This is a genomic window from Frankia sp. Cppng1_Ct_nod (assembly GCF_920656135.1).
Lineage (GTDB): Bacteria > Actinomycetota > Actinomycetes > Frankiales > Frankiaceae > Protofrankia > Protofrankia meridionalis.
Map to the genome: position 1 here is coordinate 1 of NZ_CAKKTK010000021.1, position 17,374 is coordinate 17,374.

Here is a 17,374-nt window from a genome sequence, read left to right on the forward strand (position 1 = left end):
CTGGTCGGTGTCGACCGGGACGCGGCTCAGCCGGCCAAAGGCGACGCGATCGTGGTTTTTGCGTCGCCGGAGGCCGTGAGAGGATGCGGTGGCACGGCGTCCAGGTCCGTGCACGACCGCAACCGGTCCCACTCCATCCGGGCCACGGTCGCATCCGCACCCTCGACCGGCCGCGGCACCCCGCCGACGATCCGCGCCGGCGTCCAGTCGGCGGCAGTCACCGCACGCCCGGCAACCGTCAGGGTGAGGACACCGGAGGCCGTGTCCGGTCCGGTCCCGGACGCGTAGAAGACGAAGTTACCCAGGCCGTAGTCGACGTAGGCCCCGTCCGACTGCCAGCCGCCGCCGAGCAGCACATGCGAGTGCGATCCGACCACCACGTCGGCACCGGCGGCCACGAGCTGCGGCGCCAACGACCGCTGCGACGCGGTCGGGCAGTCGTCGAGTTCCCTACCCCAGTGCAGATAGACGACCAGGGTGTCGGTGTTCTCGCGAGCCGCCCGGACAGCCTCCAGTAGCCGTGGGACGTTCTTCGCGCTCGCCAGCCCCGGTTTGCCGGGCCCCGCGCTCCAGGCTGACACCAGATCGTCATCGATCACCTGGGTGGCGCCGATGACGGCGATCCGCTGGCCCCTGACGGTCAGGCGTACCGGGGCGTACGCCTGCGCGTCGTCCGTACCGATCCCGACGACCGGGAATCCGGCGGCCCGAGCGCCGGCGAGGGTGTCCCACAGACCGTCGGGCCCGTAGTCCATACCGTGGTTGTTCGCCAGGGTGGCGACGTCCACCCCGGCCGTGCGCAGGGCGGTGAACGCGGACGGCGGCGCGCGGAACACATAGCCCTTGCGCGCCGGGGTACCGCGGGTGGTCACCGCCGTCTCCAGGTTGACCATCGCGATGTCGGCACGGCTCAGCATGGCCGTGATCGGTCCGAGGGTGGTGAGCGGGTCCGTGGCGAGCCGCTCACCCACGACCCCTTCGAAGTGCACGTCCCCGCCGAAGGCGATCGTGACCGGCGTTCCCGCCTGCGGGGCGGTGACCGCGGTGCCGTCGCCCGGACGCGGGTCCGTGACCAGTGTGTCGACCGGGGATGGCTGCCTGGACGGGCTGCATCCGACCAACGCCGTTCCCGTCAGGCCGAGCGCCACGGCACCGAGCCACCGCAGGGCCGCTCCGCGGCCGCGCCGGCACTTTCGGAACCTCGCGCGGACCGCCCTGCGCACCGTCGGCATCCGGAACCGCCCCCCAACGTGTTCACTGTCCGTGACATGCAAGACGGGAACACGCTAGCCTCCGGACACGATCGGCGCCTCGTATCCGCCCCCGGGCCGGGCCGCGGCCAGTGCCCGGGGGGAAAGCCACGACACGAATGCCCTACGGCGTAGGCGTACCCGCTACAGTGATCGCAACCACCGTGAGGCGTCGATACCCGAGAAATCGGCGGGATTGCACGTGTACACAGGAAGATCATTGGATAGCGCCGTGGCTGCGATCATGGCGTCGTACAGGCGGGCCGAAGGCTTGCGACCAGCTCGACGCAACGATGCCGCCACACGTCCGAACACCCGGGCCGCCGGCGCGTCGAAGGGTACACCCCCGACTCCACGTTACCGATTGCTTACGACCACTGAGCGTATCGCCCTAAAAATCGAGCAGGGCCGGGGCGAGCTCGCGCCACTGCCTGCGGGGCAGACCCTGGCGGTCCGGATCGAGCACCTGTACGCACACGTGGTCGGCGCCGGCGTCCAAGTGCTCGGTGATCCGTTCGAGCAGTACGTCCGGGTCACCCCATGGCACGATCGTGTCAACGAGCCGGTCGGATCCGGCGTCCATGAAGTCACTGTCGGTGAAACCAAGGCGGCGCAGGTTGTTCGTGTAGTTCGGCAGCCGCAGGTACGAACCGGTGTGTCGGCGGGCCAGTTCCCGCGCGGTCTCCGGGTTCGTGTCCAGGACGAACGCCTGCTCCGGTACGAGCAGTTTGCCCGGTCCCAGAATCGCCCGGGCGCTCGCGGTGTGCTCCGGCGGTACGAAGAAGGTGTGCGCGCCGTCCGCGCGGTCCCGCGCCAGTTCCAGCATCTTCGGGCCGAGCGCGGCCAGCACCCGGGTTGCCGACCCCGGCCGCACCGCCCGGTACTGCTCCCGCGCGGACCGGTCCATCTCGTCGAGGTAGGCCCGCATCTGCGACAGCGGACTGGTGTAGGGCACCCCGCGAATCTCCATCAGGGACGCATGTGACACACCGATGCCAAGCACGAACCGATCCGGGAAAGCTTCGGTGAGGGTCAGCTGCCCGGCCATCATCGTCTGCGGGTGGCGCGCGAGGATCTGCGCGATCCCGGTCGCGACCGTGAGCCGCGAGGTGGCCGCGAGCATCAGCCCGGCGGTCACCAGCACCTCCCGGCCTTTGACCTCGCCGGTCCACACCGCGGGATAGCCCAGTTCGTCCAGCTCGGCGAGAGCCTCACGCACCACGGATGCCGGTGAGAAGTCGAACTGGCCGCTCCAGACCCCGATCCGGCCGAGCCTGGCATGAACGGCCGGATTCGGGACGGTGGTCGCGAACGTCTGCGCGGCTGTCACACCACCACGCTATCCAGGCGGGACCACCGTGACGGGCACCGCCCCGCCGTGGTCCTGGCGTGCCCGTGCCCTGGGTTGCTGACCGCCCGTGGACGACTATCGTCAGCTGCGCGGCTACGGTACCGCCGACCTGCGGCAACCAGCCGTCTCGATCCGGCCATGACCGACGATCTCGGATCCGGCCGAGGACGACAGGAGGACGCCATGTCCGTTCCTGAAACAGACCGGTCGGTTTCCGGAACGGACCGCCCGGACGCCCTGGTCACCCCGGTTCCACGTGATCCACGTGATCCGGAGGATGCCGATACCGGGCCGGTACGGCTGCTGGCACCGGACGGCCGGCGGCTGGCTGATGACACCTACGACCCGTACATCGCGGACCTCGCCGACACCGAACTGTACGGGCTCCTGCGCGACATGGTGATCGTGCGTCGGCTCGACGAGGAGGCGACCGCCCTGCAACGTCAGGGCGAGCTCGGGCTCTGGGCCAGCCTGCGCGGCCAGGAGGCTGCCCAGGTGGGGTCCGCCCGGGCGTTGCGCGACGACGACATGGTCTTCCCGTCCTACCGCGAGCACGGGGTGGCCTGGTGCCGCGGAGTCGACCCGTTGGACGTCCTCAGCCTGTTCCGTGGGGTCAACCATGGCGGGTGGGACGCGGACGAGCACGGATTCCAGGACTATTCGATCGTCGTGGGTTCGCAGACGCTGCACGCCACCGGATACGCCATGGGCGTTACCCGCGAGCTTGCGGCGGACGGGGACGGCGGCCTACCGGTGACGGTGGTCTACTTCGGGGACGGGGCATCCAGCCAGGGAGACGTCAACGAGGCGTTGAACTGGGCGGGTGTGTTCGAAGCGCCGGTGGTGTTCTTCTGCCAGAACAACCAGTGGGCGATATCCGAGCCGACTCGGCGGCAGACCCGTGCGCCGATCTTCCGCAGAGCGCGCGGATTCGGCCTTCCGGGAGTCCAGGTGGACGGGAACGACGTTCTCGCGACGTTGGCGGTGACGCGGTACGCCCTCCAGGCTGCCCGCCGGCGATGCCCGGTGCTGGTCGAGGCGGTGACCTACCGGATGGGCGCGCACACCACCGCCGACGACCCGTCCCGGTACCGCCACGCGGATGAACTGGCCGGCTGGAGTCGTCGCGACCCGGTGCAACGGATGGCCGCCTACCTGCGTGGCCGTGGCCTGTTGGACGACAGCCGCGCCGCCGACCTGGACGCCGAGGCCGATGCGCTCGCGACGACGCTGCGAGAAGGTTGCCTACGGCTTCCTGATCCGTCCCCGCACAGCATGTTCGACCATGTGTACGTGCACGACACCGAGACGCCGGCTGCGGCGCGGGACGCATGTGAGCAGGCCGAACCCTCCGGACAACCCGAACCTTCCGGGCCGGGCGAACCGTCCGGGCAAGCCGGACCGTCCGCTGATCCGGCCGTGGTGTCACCGCTGCTGACGGTCGCCGCGGCGCCGCTGCACCACACCCGAAAGGCGATCTGACGGTGCCCTTGACACTCACCCTGGCGAAGGCCCTCAACGCCGGGCTGCGTGCGTCCATGGAGGCGGACCCGAAGGTCGTCGTCATGGGCGAGGACGTCGGCAAGCTCGGCGGTGTCTTCCGGATCACCGACGGGCTGCAGGCCGACTTCGGCGAGGACCGGGTCATCGACACCCCGCTCGCCGAATCCGCGATCATCGGAACGGCGATCGGGTTGGCCATGCGGGGGTTCCGGCCGGTCTGTGAGATCCAGTTCGACGGGTTCGTCTACCCGGCCTTCGACCAGATCGTCACCCAGTTGGCGAAGATGCACTACCGGACGCAGGGACGCGTCCGCCTGCCGGTCACGGTCCGGATCCCGTTCGGGGGCGGCATCGGCGCGGTCGAACACCACAGCGAGTCACCGGAAGCCTACTTCTGCCATACCGCCGGGCTCAAGGTGGTGGCGTGTTCCAACCCGACCGACGCCCACATGATGATCCGGCAAGCCGTTGCCGCGGACGACCCTGTGATCTTTTTCGAGCCGAAGCGCCGGTACTGGGACAAGGCCGACGTCGAGACCGGCGCGCCGCTGTCCGCGGCAACTCCGTTGCACGTCAGTCGGGTCGTGCGGACCGGGGACGACGCGACGCTGGTCGCCTACGGCCCGATGGTCCGGACCTGCCTGAACGCGGCCGAGGCGATGGCCGTCGAGGGCCGCGAGCTCGAGGTGATCGACCTGCGGACGTTGTCTCCGCTCGACCTCTCCCCGGTGCTCGCGTCGGTGCGCCGGACCGGCCGGCTGGTGGTCGTCCACGAGGCGCCGTCGAACGTGTCGCTGTCCGCGGAGATCGCCGCCCGGGTCACCGAGGCCGCGTTCTACTCGCTGGAGGCTCCAGTACTACGCGTCACGGGCTATGACACCCCATACCCGCCTTCCCGCCTCGAAGAACACTACCTACCGGACGTCGACCGGGTTCTCGACGCTGTCGACCGCTCCTTCCAGTATTGATCGGCATCGGTTTCCGGCCGATGCCGGCTCGTCCCGATCGCCGTGTACCGACCAGTACCGACCAGTACCGACCAGTCTGTTGGAGGTCACCGTGGCATTCGAGCAGTTCCGCCTCCCCGACCTCGGCGAGGGCCTGCCTGACGCGGAGATCGTCCGGTGGCTGGTGGAGGTGGGCGATCCCATCACGGTCAACCAGCCGATCGCCGAGGTGGAAACCGCCAAAGCACTGGTCGAGGTGCCCTCTCCGCTCGCCGGGGTCCTCGCCACCCGGCACGCGGAGGCGGGCGAGACCGTCGAGGTCGGACGACCGCTGGTGACCGTCGACACCGGCGGAGAGACGTCCGGCGGCCCTCTGGCATCAGTGCCGGGTACCGTCCCCGAGGCGGACCGAGGCCCGGCCGACCTGCCCGACGGGCGGACACCGGTACTGGTCGGCTACGGCCCGCGCGACCGTTCCGGACCGTCGCGGGCCCGTACCCACCGCCGAGGCGGGCAGGTGGGTACGCCGGGGGCCATCCACGGCACGACGACACCGACAAACACGTCGGTAACCGTGACCACCACGCCCGTGACCACCACGCCCGCGACCACCAGGGTGTCCCAGCAACCCGACCAGCCTGAGCGGCGGTCACGGCGGGTGGCGGTACTTGCCAAACCACCGGTCCGCAAACTCGCCCGCGATCTCGGCGTGGACCTTCAGGCGATCATCGGTACCGGACCGCACGGAACGATCAGTCGCGCGGACGTCGAGTCGGCCCGGAGATCCGCATCCGGTCACCGGGCAACCCGTACCCACCTCGTTCCAGTGACCGGGGTCCGGCGGGCAATCGCCGAGGCCATGGTGACCAGCGCGTTCAACGCGCCGCAGGTCACCGAGTTCGTGAGCGTCGATGTCACGCGGACGCTGGCTGCCCGCGACAGGATCGCCGCCCTGCCCGAGTTCTCAGGCGTGAAGGTGACACCGCTGTTGTTCATCGCGAAGGCGCTGCTGACCGCCGTCCGCCGTCACCCGATGGTCAATTCAAGTTGGGAGGACCCGGTCGGCGACGAACCCGCGCAGATCGCCGTCCATGAGTACGTCAACCTCGGGATCGCGGTAGCCGCGCCACGCGGACTAGTGGTGCCGAACATCCCGGACGCGGGCGAGCTTGGTCTTGTCGCCCTCGCGCACGCGTTGCACGATCTCACCGTGACCGCTCGTGCCGGGAAGCTCACCCCACAGGCACTACGCGGCGGGACGATCACGATCACCAACATCGGGGTGTTCGGGGTGGACATCGGTACGCCCATCCTCAATCCGCCGGAGGCCGCGATCCTCGCCCTCGGCGCGATCCGCCCGATGCCGTGGGTGCACGAAGGCGAGCTGGCGGTCCGGACGGTGGCGCAGCTCGCCCTGACCTTCGACCACCGGATCGTCGACGGTGAACTCGGCGCGAAGGTGCTGACGGATGTCGCCCGGATGCTCACCGACCCGACGGTGATTCTTGCCCTGAGCTGATACAAACCCCCAGAAAGTCACTTTAAGTAACCATCATCGGAGTGCGATCGAACCTCCGAGGATAAGTACAAGGCCGGACACAACGCACCAACCCGGAAGCTCAACCGGGGCAAAGGGCACAGGCGGGGCCGGACAACGGAGGAAGGAACTCGCCTGGTACGGTTGCGCCTTGCTTACGGCTTCCGGCACAGCTTCCGGTACAAAGGGGTGGAACGCATGACGCGCGTGGAGGCACTACAGGCGGCCGACGAGTTTGTCGCCAAGGTCCTGACCTCCGCAGGCTCCAGCGGCCGATTCACCGGTGCTCTCAACCTCGCCGAACGGGTTGATCTGACGCTGCGGGTCGCGAGGTTCCTTCTCGAGGGACAGGGAGTCTCCGAAGCGGACGAGCTCCTCAAGCGGGACATGCGCAATGAGCTGGACCAGGCTTTCCCGCCGCTGCGCACATCCTGACACCGTACGCATCCCGCCCCATCGCGTGATCTGCTGTGGGCTTACCTGCGGTGGTGGTCATCCCGTCCGCGCAAGACCGGCACGTCCAGGCCGAAGTGGACACTCCGATCTTTTGCTGTACAGCAGGAGCCGGAAGCCCGCGGGCTTCCGGCTCCTTTCCGGTTCGCATCTTTTGCCGGATATTGCCGGACAACCGGATGCTCTCAGAAGGCGTCTTCGGAGAGGTCCATCAGATCGAGGTCGGTGGCCGAAACGATGGCGAGACGGGCCGACAGCTCAGGCAGCACATTGGCGGCGAACCAGCGGGCCGCGGACACCTTGCCCTCGTAGAAGGCCCTGTCCTTTGCCGACGGGGATGCCGCGAGCGCGTTCAGAGCGACCTCGGCCTGGCGTAGCAGCAGCCAGCCGATAGCGAGATCGCCGACGCTCATCAACAACCGGGTGGTGTTCAGGCCGACCTTGTACACCTGCCGGGGATCGCGCGCGGCGGCGCCGAGAAAGCCGACCAGCACACCGACCATGGACTGGACGTTGTCCACCGCGGTCCCGAGGATCTCCCGCTCACGCCGCAGCGCGCCGTCGCCGACGTCCCCCTTGGTGAACGTCTGGATCTCGGTGAGCAGCGCGCCGAGGGCCTTGCTCCGGTCCCGCACGATCTTGCGGAAGAAGAAGTCCTGCCCCTGGATCGACGTGGTTCCCTCGTACAGGGTATCGATCTTGGAGTCCCGGATGTACTGCTCGATGGGGTAGTCCTGCAGGTAACCGGATCCTCCGAAAACCTGTAGCGACGTCGCGAGCAGCTCGTAGGACCGTTCGGAACCGACACCCTTGACGATCGGCAGCAGCAGGTCGTTGAGCCGTTCGGCAATGTCGTCCGTCGTGCCCGCGCTGCTCGCCACCGCCACCCTGTCCTGGATGGTGGCGGTGTACAGGACCAGCGCCCGCATGCCTTCCGCGTACGCCTTCTGCAGCATGAGCATCCGCCGGACGTCCGGGTGGTGGATGACCGTGACCCGGGGGGCGGCCTTGTCCAGGAGCTGCGTCAGGTCGGCGCCCTGGACCCGGGTCCTCGCGAACTCGAGCGCGTTGAGGTAGCCGGTCGACAGCGTCGCGATCGCCTTGGTGCCCACCATCATCCGGGCGTATTCGATGATCTCGAACATCTGGGCAATGCCGTCGTGGACATCACCGACGAGCCAGCCGACCGCCGGGTGCCTCTCGCCGAACCGCACCTCACAGGTGGTCGAGACCTTCAGGCCCATCTTCTTCTCGACGTTCGTGACATACACGCCGTTGCGTTCGCGCGGCTCACCGGTCTCAGGGTCCACCAGGAACTTCGGCACCAGGAACATGGACAGTCCCTTGGTACCGGGACCATAACCCTCGGGGCGGGCAAGGGTGAGGTGAAAGATGTTCTCCGGAACGTCCCAGTCACCACCGGTGATGAAACGCTTCACGCCCTCGATGTGCCAGCTGCCGTCGGCCTGTGCCACGGCCCGGGTGCGGCCGGCCCCGACGTCCGAACCGGCGTCGGGCTCGGTGAGCACCATGGTCGCGCCCCACTGCCGCTCGATCGCCTGGCGGGCGAACCTCTTCTGCGCGGTGTTGCCGAGCCGGTCGAGGATCCCGGCGAAGGTCGGTCCACTCATGTACATGAACACCGCGGGGTTGGAGCCGAGGATCAGCTCCGAGGCAGCCCAGATCACCGACGGAGGTGCGCCCATGCCACCGAGATGCGACGGCACGAACAACCGCCACCACTCGCCGTCGATGAGGTCGGCGAAGGACTTCTTGAACGCCTCCGGCAACGTGACGTTTCCCGTTGCCGGGTCGAAGACCGGTGGGTTGCGGTCGGAGTCCGCGAACGACTCGGCGATCGGGCCGGTCGCGAGCCTGTCCACCTCGACCAGGACGTCATGGGTGGTCTCGCGATCCATCTCCGCGAACGGTCCGTGCCCGAGCGTCTGGTCAACGCCCAGTACCTCGAACAGGTTGAACTCGATGTCGCGGAGGTTGCTCCTGTAGTGCCCCATGGTGCCTCCCCGAGGAAGAGCCGGCTTCGGTGATCGCCGAGAGGTCCGACGTACTCCTACTGGCCAGTAACTCCTACCCATGCTACCCGCCGGTAACCATGCCGGGTACAGACAGGCCAATGCCCGACCAACCGTTCAGATGGGCACCAAATCCGCCACTCCGGATGACAACAACTACCCTGAGTAGGTAAATGGATGAGCAAAAGGCCCCGATATCTCACATCCACCGGCATCCGACTACGAAACGTCGCTCCACCGGAAGGCACCGTCGGGATCACGCAGACAGCTGATGGGGCGTCCGTTCGCACCCTGCACAACCTGGCCGGTGTCCGTAGTGTCGCACTCGGTACCCGGAGCAGGAGCCGACGGCGTCGACGGCTGGCTGGGCAGGCTCCACCGGGCCTCGTCCGAGGTTGTCCCCGCGCAGTACAGGACCAGCCCGTTGATGGCCTGCCGGGGAGCGGAATCAAGTTCCGGCGCGCACGGTTCCCCGACGAACACCGACGTCGGGGATTGCGAACCGGTTGCCCGCGGATCAGCGGAGCCGGAACCCGCGCCGGCGGAGTTGTCCCCACCCGCCCCGCCCCCCGCCGCGTCCGAAGACGCTCGCGGGTCAGCGCTGGGCCCTGTCCTCGGCGGATTCGCCGGACCCGCCGAACCACCCGTTCCCCCGCTTGGGGTCTGTGCCGGCTCGGGCTCGCCGCTTCGGGGACCAGCCGTGGCGCTCGGCATCGAGGACTGCGGCTGCGGTTGCGGTTGCCGCTGCGGTTGCGACGCCCGCGCGTTCGACGTGGTCGAGGCACACCCGGCCAGCAGGACCGCAGCCATCCCGAAGGCCGCAACCATGCCGGTCACGACACGATCATGATCCGTACGGTTAGCAGCACCGCGTCTTCCATGTCCAGCCGCCACACTGACCAGCTTAGGTAGGACGGCCGAAAGAGGAAGCAGTCACGTCCGCGACCGGCCGCCTTAACCGAATCAGGAAGCCAGTGCCGCATCAGGGCGGAACCTGACGGTACAGACCGATCACGACCAGTTCGATCGAGTGCGGGTGTCGGATCCGCAACTACTCGGCCACCTTTGCGCCCGCGATCGGGAGGAGTTGCTCCGGCTGCTGCGATCCGTCCTCGACGCCATCGGGCGGGCCGAACCGACCGGATCGTCAGAACCCGGTGTAGGACGGGTTCTCACGAACGTCCCGACCCGCCCTGTGGGACAGATCACGATCATCGGAAACGACTGACATCGATATCGGGTCCCGTCCGGCACCCGTCCGGCCTACGATCCGGCACATGGTCGCCTGCCCGACATGTGGAAAGGCCAACCCGGAAGAGGCGCGTTTCTGCTTCTCCTGCGGTACTCCCCTGCCCACATTCGCCATCGGCGCCCGCAAGACCGTCACGATCATGTTCTGTGATGTCACCGGCTACACGGCCATCGGGGAGCAACTCGACTCCGAACCGCTGCAGCAGGTCATGTGGCGGTTCTTCTCCGCCGTCCGGGAAGTGATCTCGGCGCATGGCGGCAGCGTCGAGAAGTTCATCGGGGACGCCGTGTTCGCCGTCTTCGGCATCCCCGTCCTGCATGAGGACGACGCGCTTCGGGCCGCCCGCGCCGCGTGCGACATCCGCGCCAGCATGGATGCCATCAACGCCGACCTGCAACGGGACTGGGGGTTCCGACTCCGCATCCGGATCGGGATCAACACCGGCGAGGTCACGGTCGGCGGGCCGGGGACGGGCGGCGGGGTGACCGGGGACGCCGTCAACGTCGCGTCGCGGCTGGAGGAGTCCGCCGACCCCGACGAGATCCTCATCGCCGATGCCACCCTGCGGATGATCCGGCCGCACGTGCATACCGAAGCTGTCGGGCCACTCGTCGTCCAGGGCAAGAAAGCTCCCCTGCGGGCCCACCGCCTGATCGGTCTGACCCACCCCGACGTCGGCCCGGGCTCACGCCTTGCCCCGGACGGCTTTGCCGCACCGGTGATCGGCCGCGACCGCGAACGCCGCCGCCTGCACGACGCCCTCGATCAGGTGATCGAGGAACGCACCTGTCACCTGTTCACCCTGCTGGGCCCCGCCGGCATCGGAAAGTCCCGGATGGTCGGGGAGTTCTGCGAGGCCATGGCCCCGCGTGCGACGGTGCTCACCGGACGCTGCCTGTCCTATGGCGAAGGCATCACCTACTGGCCGCTGATGGAGATGGTCCGCCAGGCGACCGGCATGTCCGCCGACGAGAGCGCGCCAGAGGGCCGACTCCGCCTGCGCAAGCTGCTGGACGAGGTCGGCAACGTCATCGGCGACGCCGCCGCCGTGGTGGACGGGCTCGCGCCGCTGATCGGGCTCGGTGGCGCGGAGGTCGGGGCGCAGGAGAGCTTCTGGGCGGTCCGGACGTTTCTGGCCGCGCTCGCCGAGAAACGCCCGCTGATCGTCTGCTTCGACGACGTGCACTGGGCCGAACCGACCCTGCTGGACCTGATCGAGCATGTCGCCGACTGGTCCAGGGAAGCACCGATCCTGCTGCTCTGCCTGGCCAGGCCGGAACTACTGGAGGAACGTCGGACGTGGGGCGGCGGCAAGCTCAACGCCACGTCCATGCTGCTGCGGCCGCTGACCGACGACCGTTGCCAGCGCCTGATCCGGACGCTGATGGGATCGAACGACCTCGATCCCGCGCTGGTTTCGAGAATCACCGAATCGGCCTCGGGGAACCCCCTGTTCGTCGAGCAGACCCTCGCGGCCCTTGTCGACGACGGGCTGCTGCGCCGCGAGGGCGATCGCTGGATCGCGACCGGCAACCTGGGCTCGGTCCAGGTCCCACCGACGATCTCCGCGCTGCTGGCCGCCCGCCTCGACCGGCTCAACCTGCATGAGCGGCGGGTCCTCGAACGCGCCGCCGTGGTCGGTCAGCGCTTCTACCTGGATGCGGTCGTGGAGCTGTCCGCCCCGGCGGACCGGGACGCTGTCGCCGCGCACTGCCTGTCGCTGGTCCGCAAGGAACTGGTCCATCCCGACCGCTCGGACCTCCCGGGCGTGGACGCGTTCCGCTTCCTGCACGTCCTGCTGCGCGACTGTGCCTACCAGGCAACGTCGAAACGGCAGCGAGCCGACCTGCACCGAGGGTTCGCCGGATGGTTACAGGCACGAATGGTCGGGCGTCCCGGCGAACACGACGAACTCGTCGGCTACCACCTGGAACAGGCATACCGGTACCGGGTGGAGCTCGGGCTACGCAACACCGAAACCGCGGAGCTCGGACGGCAGGCCGCGACCTGCCTGATCGAGGCTGCCGACCGGGTCCGGCAGGGAGATGAGACGGGAGCGGCCGCGCTGCTCAAGCGGGCGATCAAACTCCTACCGGTAACCGATCCGCTGCGCATCCGCGCCGAGATCGACCTCGGCTGGGCGTTGCACTCCTTCGGCCAGCGCGGTGACGCCGAACGCATGTTGCGTCAGGCCACCGACCGGGCCACCAGGATCGGCGACGCCGGGCTGCGGGCGCATGCCCGCCTCGCCCACCTGCGCCTCATGTTCGCGACCAGCCCCGAGGGACTGGTCGCCGAAACCCTCAGCGAGGCGACCCGCGCGCTACCGATCTTCATTGAGAACGGGGACGAGGTCGGTGCCGCGCTCGCCTGCCGAAGCCAGGCCACCGCCTACCTGGCGGCCGGCCGCTACGCCCTGGCCGAACGGGCGATGCAGGCGGCCGTCCGGCACTCCGAGGAGTCCGGAGTGCTGCGCGACGCCCAGACCATGCGACGCGACCTCGTCCATCTGCTGAGCTTCGCCCCACGCCCGGTCGGCGAGTCGCTCGACCGAGCCGAGCGGGCGTTGGCCGGAGTCGGGGACGACCGCGGCCTGCGCCGCTCGCTGCTCGCGCAACTGGCGGTTCTTTACACGATGGCGGGGAACATCGACGCCGCCATGGACCACCTTGCCCGGGCTGAAGAGATCGTCTGGGACGTCCGGAGCCCCCGCGGAGACCCTCTCTACGGGGGCTTCGTCGTTGCCCGTGTCGCCCTGCTCACCGACGATCTGGACACGGCCGAGCATGAGCTGCGGCGCAGCTGCCGGCGGCTGGCCCGGATGGGCGAGCGCGCGCACCTGGCGACACGGGCCGCGGCCCTTGCCGACGTCCTGGTCAAACTCGGACGTCTGGAGGAGGCGGCCACCTACGCATCGCGTGCCAGGGATGCCGCGGCCGGCGACCAGGCTCCCGCCCAGGCCGGCTGGTGCGCGGTGCACGCCAAGCTGCTCGCGAGACGGGGCCCGGAGCGGGAGGTCCATGCCATCCGGTTCGCCGAGGCCGCGTGCGATCTCGCGGGGCAGACCGACGACTGGGACGGGCAGGCACAGGCATGGCTGGCCTATGCCGAGGTTCTGGCGCAGATCGGGCGACTCGACGAGGTCCGGCCGAAGGTCGATGCCGCGGTCTCGTGCTATGAGAAGAAAGGCAACATCACCGGAGCCTCACAGGCCCGCCGCCTGTTCTAGGACGTGCTCAAGAAGCCCGTGCTCACGGTGGCGGGCCGAGGAGTCCCCTGACGCGAGCTTCTTCCTGGAGGTAGTGAAGCTCCTCGGCCCAGAGGCGGAAACGTTCGATGGCGTCGAGCTGGGCCGACAACGCGCGAGCGACGCGCGGGATCGCAAGGCGCTCCAGCGGGCCCCGCAGCCACGGCCGGTCCGCCGTTTCCTCCTCGCCGACCCGCTCAGATGCCGCCCGGTACAGGACTATTTCGCCCTGCGTCACCTCGAGCTGCTCGAGGAGCATCCGCATCCGGGCCTTCAGTTCCGACTCGGTCGGCTGGGCGCGTCTGCCCGGCCAGTACCCGTTGTAGGGCCCGCGCAGCGGGGGGCCGCCCGGACGGCCCCCGCCCGGGCCAACCGGCTCCGTCACAGCGGACCTCGGCATGGCAGACATGGTGACAGGAGGGTACGTTCCGATGAAACGGGGCAGGTGTTCGCCCTGCCACGTGTCGGCAGCTCCGTCCTTCCACCACCCCATGGTCGCCGGTATGTTCATGTCCGTCTCGGGTGGCTTCATCCCCGTTGATCCGCATCCGCGTTGATTCGCATCCGCGTTGATCCGCAATCCGTCGTATTCACACGCGGGCCGCCCGACCTCTTCACGATTTCGTCCCGAGGAAGTGAATTCCCAACAACCCTGGGTAACACGATAACGGGTAACGGAAAGTGCTTGCCTCAAATCTTTCCGTGTTGTCGAGCGAGGGCCAGGGAGCGCGATGGCCGGATCCATAGCGGTTGTGCTGGTATTTCCACTCCTCCTCATGATCGGCATGTTGGCCATGCACCGAGTGGAGAAGCTGATCGAAAAGGTACGCCGGCCGCCGCTGTGGTTGGTACCGGATCTGGACGACAACCCCGACCGGCAGGTCGAGGAGATCGGGCCACCACCGACCCGACTGCTGCGGCTGATCGTGTCCCGTCAACCGAACCGGCCCTGAGCGGCGGCTCACCGGCCCGGTGAGCCGCCGCTGACGCGTCAGCGAACAACGACGGCGGACACGTCAGCGCACAGAGCCGGTCGTCGCGGCGGACACCGCCTCGCCCGACCGCCGCGACGCGCCGTCAACCTGCAGACGACCGGTCAGACCGGTGGAACGCAGCAACGCCATGAACGCCGGGGACGCCCCACGGATCCGCAATGTCGAGTGGACGCCTCGCAGCAGCAGATCGGCTCGCAGCAGCGCCGCCATCCCGGCGATGTCGATGGCACACAGACCACCGACGTCCACCGTCACGTCGACGCCGCCCCGGCCGAGCAGTTCATGGATCTGCTGGCGGAACCGCAGCCGACCGCGGGTGTCGAGTTCACCGTCGAGCACGATCACCACATCGCACCCGGACTGCGTCACCGACATCCGCAGACACCCGACCTCCACCTGCATGTTTCCGCCCCCCGGTGCTCCCGTCGGCTCCCTGCCTGCCGGCTCCCCCGCCCCGCAACCGCGCCCCGCGGCCGGTACGAGATCCCTCGGCCGGTTCACCTCGCCGAACGACCCTTCCCCAGCGTCGCGCCACGGCGGGTCCCCTTGACTGGAATCGCCGACAGCGTGGTCCCTCCCCGAGTCACGGGATACCTACACCCGATACAGCGATACTACCGAGGGTAGCGAAGGTTCCGACTTCTGTATACGGAGAGCTACGGAGATTTCAAGGGGTGACCGTAAATCGGAAATATCCGATCAATCTGATTGATCCAGGCCTACCGGATGATTACCCTGACAGGTGTCCAGCCTCGCGGAAGCGACGAATCAGGGTATTGGTGGAACTGTCGTGAGCCAGCTTGCCGGACCCGCCGTCGACGGTGTCCGCCGACAGTTCCGGGATGATCCGCTGAGCCAGCACCTTGCCGAGCTCCACACCCCACTGGTCGAAGCTGTTGACATTCCAGATCGCACCCTGGGTGAAAACCTTGTGCTCGTACAGTGCGACCAGCTGGCCAAGTACGAACGGGGTCAGACGGTCCGCCATGATCGTGTTCGTCGGGTGGTTTCCCGCGAACGTCCGATGTGGGACCAGCTCCGGCGCCACCCCTTCGGCGACGACCTGTTCGGCGGTCCTGCCGAACGCCAGCGCCTCGGTCTGGGCGAAGAAGTTCGCCATCAGCAGCACATGATGGTCCGTGCCGCCGTCGCGCACCTCGTGGTCCGCGGCGACGAATCCGATGAAATCACACGGGATCAGCGTCGTGCCCTGGTGGATGAGCTGGAAGTAGGCGTGCTGGCCGTTGGTCCCGGGAGTTCCCCACACGACCGGTCCGGTGGGAACGGACACCGGTCGGCCGGCACGGTCCACCGACTTGCCGTTACTCTCCATGTCAAGCTGTTGCAGATACGCCGGGAACCGGCCCAGATAGTGGCTGTAAGGCAGCACGGCATGGGTCTGTGCGCCGAAGAAGTCCCGGTACCACAGGCCGAGGAGAGCGAGGAGCACCGGCAGGTTCCGGTCGAACGGTGCCGTACGGAAGTGGACGTCCATCGCGTGGAAACCAGCCAGCATTTCCCGGAAGTTCTCGGGTCCGACCGCCAGCATCAGCGAAAGGCCGATCGCCGAGTCCAGCGAGTAGCGCCCGCCCACCCAGTCCCAGAACTCGAACATGTTGGCGCTGTCCATACCGAACTCGATCACTTTCTCCGTATTCGTGGACACCGCCACGAAGTGGAACGGGACCGCGTCCGGGCCGAGCGCGTCGATCAACCAGGCTCGGGCGGTGCGGGCGTTCGCCAGCGTCTCCAGGGTGGTGAATGTCTTGGACGACACGACGAACAACGTCTCGGCCGGATCGAGATCGTGTGTCGCCTCCCAGATGTCGGTACCGTCGACGTTCGACACGAAACGCATCTGTATCGAACGGTCGGAGTAGTCCAACAACGCCTCGTACGCCATGGCCGGGCCGAGGTCCGAACCTCCGATACCAATGTTGACCACGGTTCGGATGTGTTTTCCGGTGCTTCCTGTCCATACTCCGGAACGCACCTTGTCCGCGAACACCGACATCCGCGCGAGCACCTCGTGCACGGCGGGTACCACGTTCACCCCGTCCACTTCGATGACGGTGTCCGCCGGGGCCCGCAGCGCGGCATGGAGCACTGCCCTGCCCTCGGTTGTGTTGATCTTTTCGCCGGTGAACATGGCCTCGACCTGTTCCCGCAGCCGCACCCGTTCGGCAAGGGCGACCAGCAGCTCGACCGTCCGAGCGGTGACCCTGTTCTTGGAGTAGTCCAGATAAAGGCCGTCGGTCTCGACCGTGAGTGTCTCGCCCCGGCTCGGGTCCTGCGCGAACAGGCTCCGCAGATGGACGTCGGCGAGCTCGGCATGGTGCTTGTCAAGCGCTGCCCATTCCGGCGTTCCCGTTATGGGGGAAGCGTGCAGGACAGCATCGAGGGACGACTCGATGGACGACATGATCTTGTGGGACCTCCCGATCGGATGGCCGCGGGCGCGTCGGCAACACGCTCACGATGCTGCATGGCCCACGCCAGGTCCACGGCACAGCATCACCGGGCAGGTCACCGCGCGCGTCACCAAGGGAGGCATCACGGGCGCATGGGAACGCGGCGCGAACGACCGTCGCCGCCGCCGTCCACTGTTATGACGCAGCGGTTATGGAGAAACCCGGAACGTGACTAACCGGGGAACCCTATGACCTGTGTCACCCATCTGTCAGCACCAGCCGCCACCTGCGGCGAGAGAAGGATGTGGCGAGGGTCGTACACTCACGACTGCTTTGCGATAAGGGACATGCGGATGCGGCTAATGGCGCATGCTGTCCACACGGTGGCGGACGGA

At 67.9% G+C, this 17,374-nt stretch carries 12 protein-coding genes; 6 read left to right on the forward strand and 6 right to left on the reverse strand.

Annotated features, from left to right (window positions below):
• Positions 1–26: 26 nt before the first annotated feature.
• Both NBW77_RS08610 and NBW77_RS08615 read right to left on the reverse strand, forming a co-directional pair.
• A complete protein-coding gene (locus NBW77_RS08610; RefSeq protein WP_250279530.1) occupies positions 27–1,223 on the reverse strand; it encodes a CapA family protein in 1,197 nt (398 codons plus the stop codon).
• Between the two features lie 418 nt (positions 1,224–1,641).
• A complete protein-coding gene (locus tag NBW77_RS08615) occupies positions 1,642–2,580 on the reverse strand; it encodes an LLM class F420-dependent oxidoreductase (RefSeq protein WP_131749377.1) in 939 nt (312 codons plus the stop codon).
• Between the two features lie 204 nt (positions 2,581–2,784).
• Here NBW77_RS08615 and NBW77_RS08620 point away from each other — a divergent pair, with 204 nt between their 5' ends.
• The 4 genes from NBW77_RS08620 to NBW77_RS08635 all read left to right on the forward strand — a co-directional run bounded on the left by NBW77_RS08620 (position 2,785) and on the right by NBW77_RS08635 (position 7,023).
• The gene (locus NBW77_RS08620) at positions 2,785–4,083 is read left to right on the forward strand and encodes a thiamine pyrophosphate-dependent dehydrogenase E1 component subunit alpha (RefSeq protein WP_131749379.1); all 1,299 of its coding nucleotides are present in this window, start codon (positions 2,785–2,787) and stop codon (positions 4,081–4,083) included.
• A 2-nt stretch (positions 4,084–4,085) separates the two neighbouring features.
• Positions 4,086–5,072: an alpha-ketoacid dehydrogenase subunit beta gene (locus NBW77_RS08625; protein ID WP_131749381.1), complete on the forward strand. Its 987-nt coding sequence runs from the start codon at positions 4,086–4,088 to the stop codon at positions 5,070–5,072.
• Between the two features lie 91 nt (positions 5,073–5,163).
• Positions 5,164–6,570, forward strand: a complete 1,407-nt coding sequence (locus NBW77_RS08630) for a dihydrolipoamide acetyltransferase family protein (RefSeq protein ID WP_131749383.1) — start codon at positions 5,164–5,166, stop codon at positions 6,568–6,570.
• A 216-nt stretch (positions 6,571–6,786) separates the two neighbouring features.
• Positions 6,787–7,023 (forward strand): hypothetical protein, encoded by a 237-nt coding sequence (locus NBW77_RS08635; protein WP_131749385.1) that lies wholly within the window; start codon positions 6,787–6,789, stop codon positions 7,021–7,023.
• Between the two features lie 203 nt (positions 7,024–7,226).
• Here NBW77_RS08635 and NBW77_RS08640 read toward each other — a convergent pair whose 3' ends face one another.
• On the reverse strand, positions 7,227–9,056 hold the full coding sequence (locus NBW77_RS08640; RefSeq protein WP_131749387.1) for an acyl-CoA dehydrogenase: 1,830 nt from the start codon (positions 9,054–9,056) through the stop codon (positions 7,227–7,229).
• Between the two features lie 1,295 nt (positions 9,057–10,351).
• On the opposite strand from NBW77_RS08640, the gene NBW77_RS08645 reads away from it, so the two are divergent.
• Positions 10,352–13,555 carry an AAA family ATPase gene (locus NBW77_RS08645; RefSeq protein WP_131749393.1) on the forward strand — a complete coding sequence of 1,068 codons (3,204 nt, stop codon included), beginning with the start codon at positions 10,352–10,354 and terminating at the stop codon, positions 13,553–13,555.
• Positions 13,556–13,577: 22 nt separating this feature from the next.
• On the opposite strand, the gene NBW77_RS08650 is transcribed toward NBW77_RS08645, so the two are convergent.
• On the reverse strand, positions 13,578–13,958 hold the full coding sequence (locus NBW77_RS08650; protein WP_250279532.1) for a hypothetical protein: 381 nt from the start codon (positions 13,956–13,958) through the stop codon (positions 13,578–13,580).
• 346 nt (positions 13,959–14,304) lie between these two features.
• On the opposite strand from NBW77_RS08650, the gene NBW77_RS08655 reads away from it, so the two are divergent.
• Positions 14,305–14,526: a hypothetical protein gene (locus NBW77_RS08655; protein WP_250279533.1), complete on the forward strand. Its 222-nt coding sequence runs from the start codon at positions 14,305–14,307 to the stop codon at positions 14,524–14,526.
• A 63-nt stretch (positions 14,527–14,589) separates the two neighbouring features.
• Here the strand turns inward: NBW77_RS08655 and NBW77_RS08660 are convergent, their stop codons facing one another.
• Positions 14,590–14,970, reverse strand: a complete 381-nt coding sequence (locus NBW77_RS08660; RefSeq protein ID WP_131749395.1) for an STAS domain-containing protein — start codon at positions 14,968–14,970, stop codon at positions 14,590–14,592.
• Between the two features lie 328 nt (positions 14,971–15,298).
• The gene (pgi, locus tag NBW77_RS08665) at positions 15,299–16,990 is read right to left on the reverse strand and encodes a glucose-6-phosphate isomerase (RefSeq protein ID WP_131749396.1); all 1,692 of its coding nucleotides are present in this window, start codon (positions 16,988–16,990) and stop codon (positions 15,299–15,301) included.
• Between the last annotated feature and the right edge of the window lie 384 nt (positions 16,991–17,374).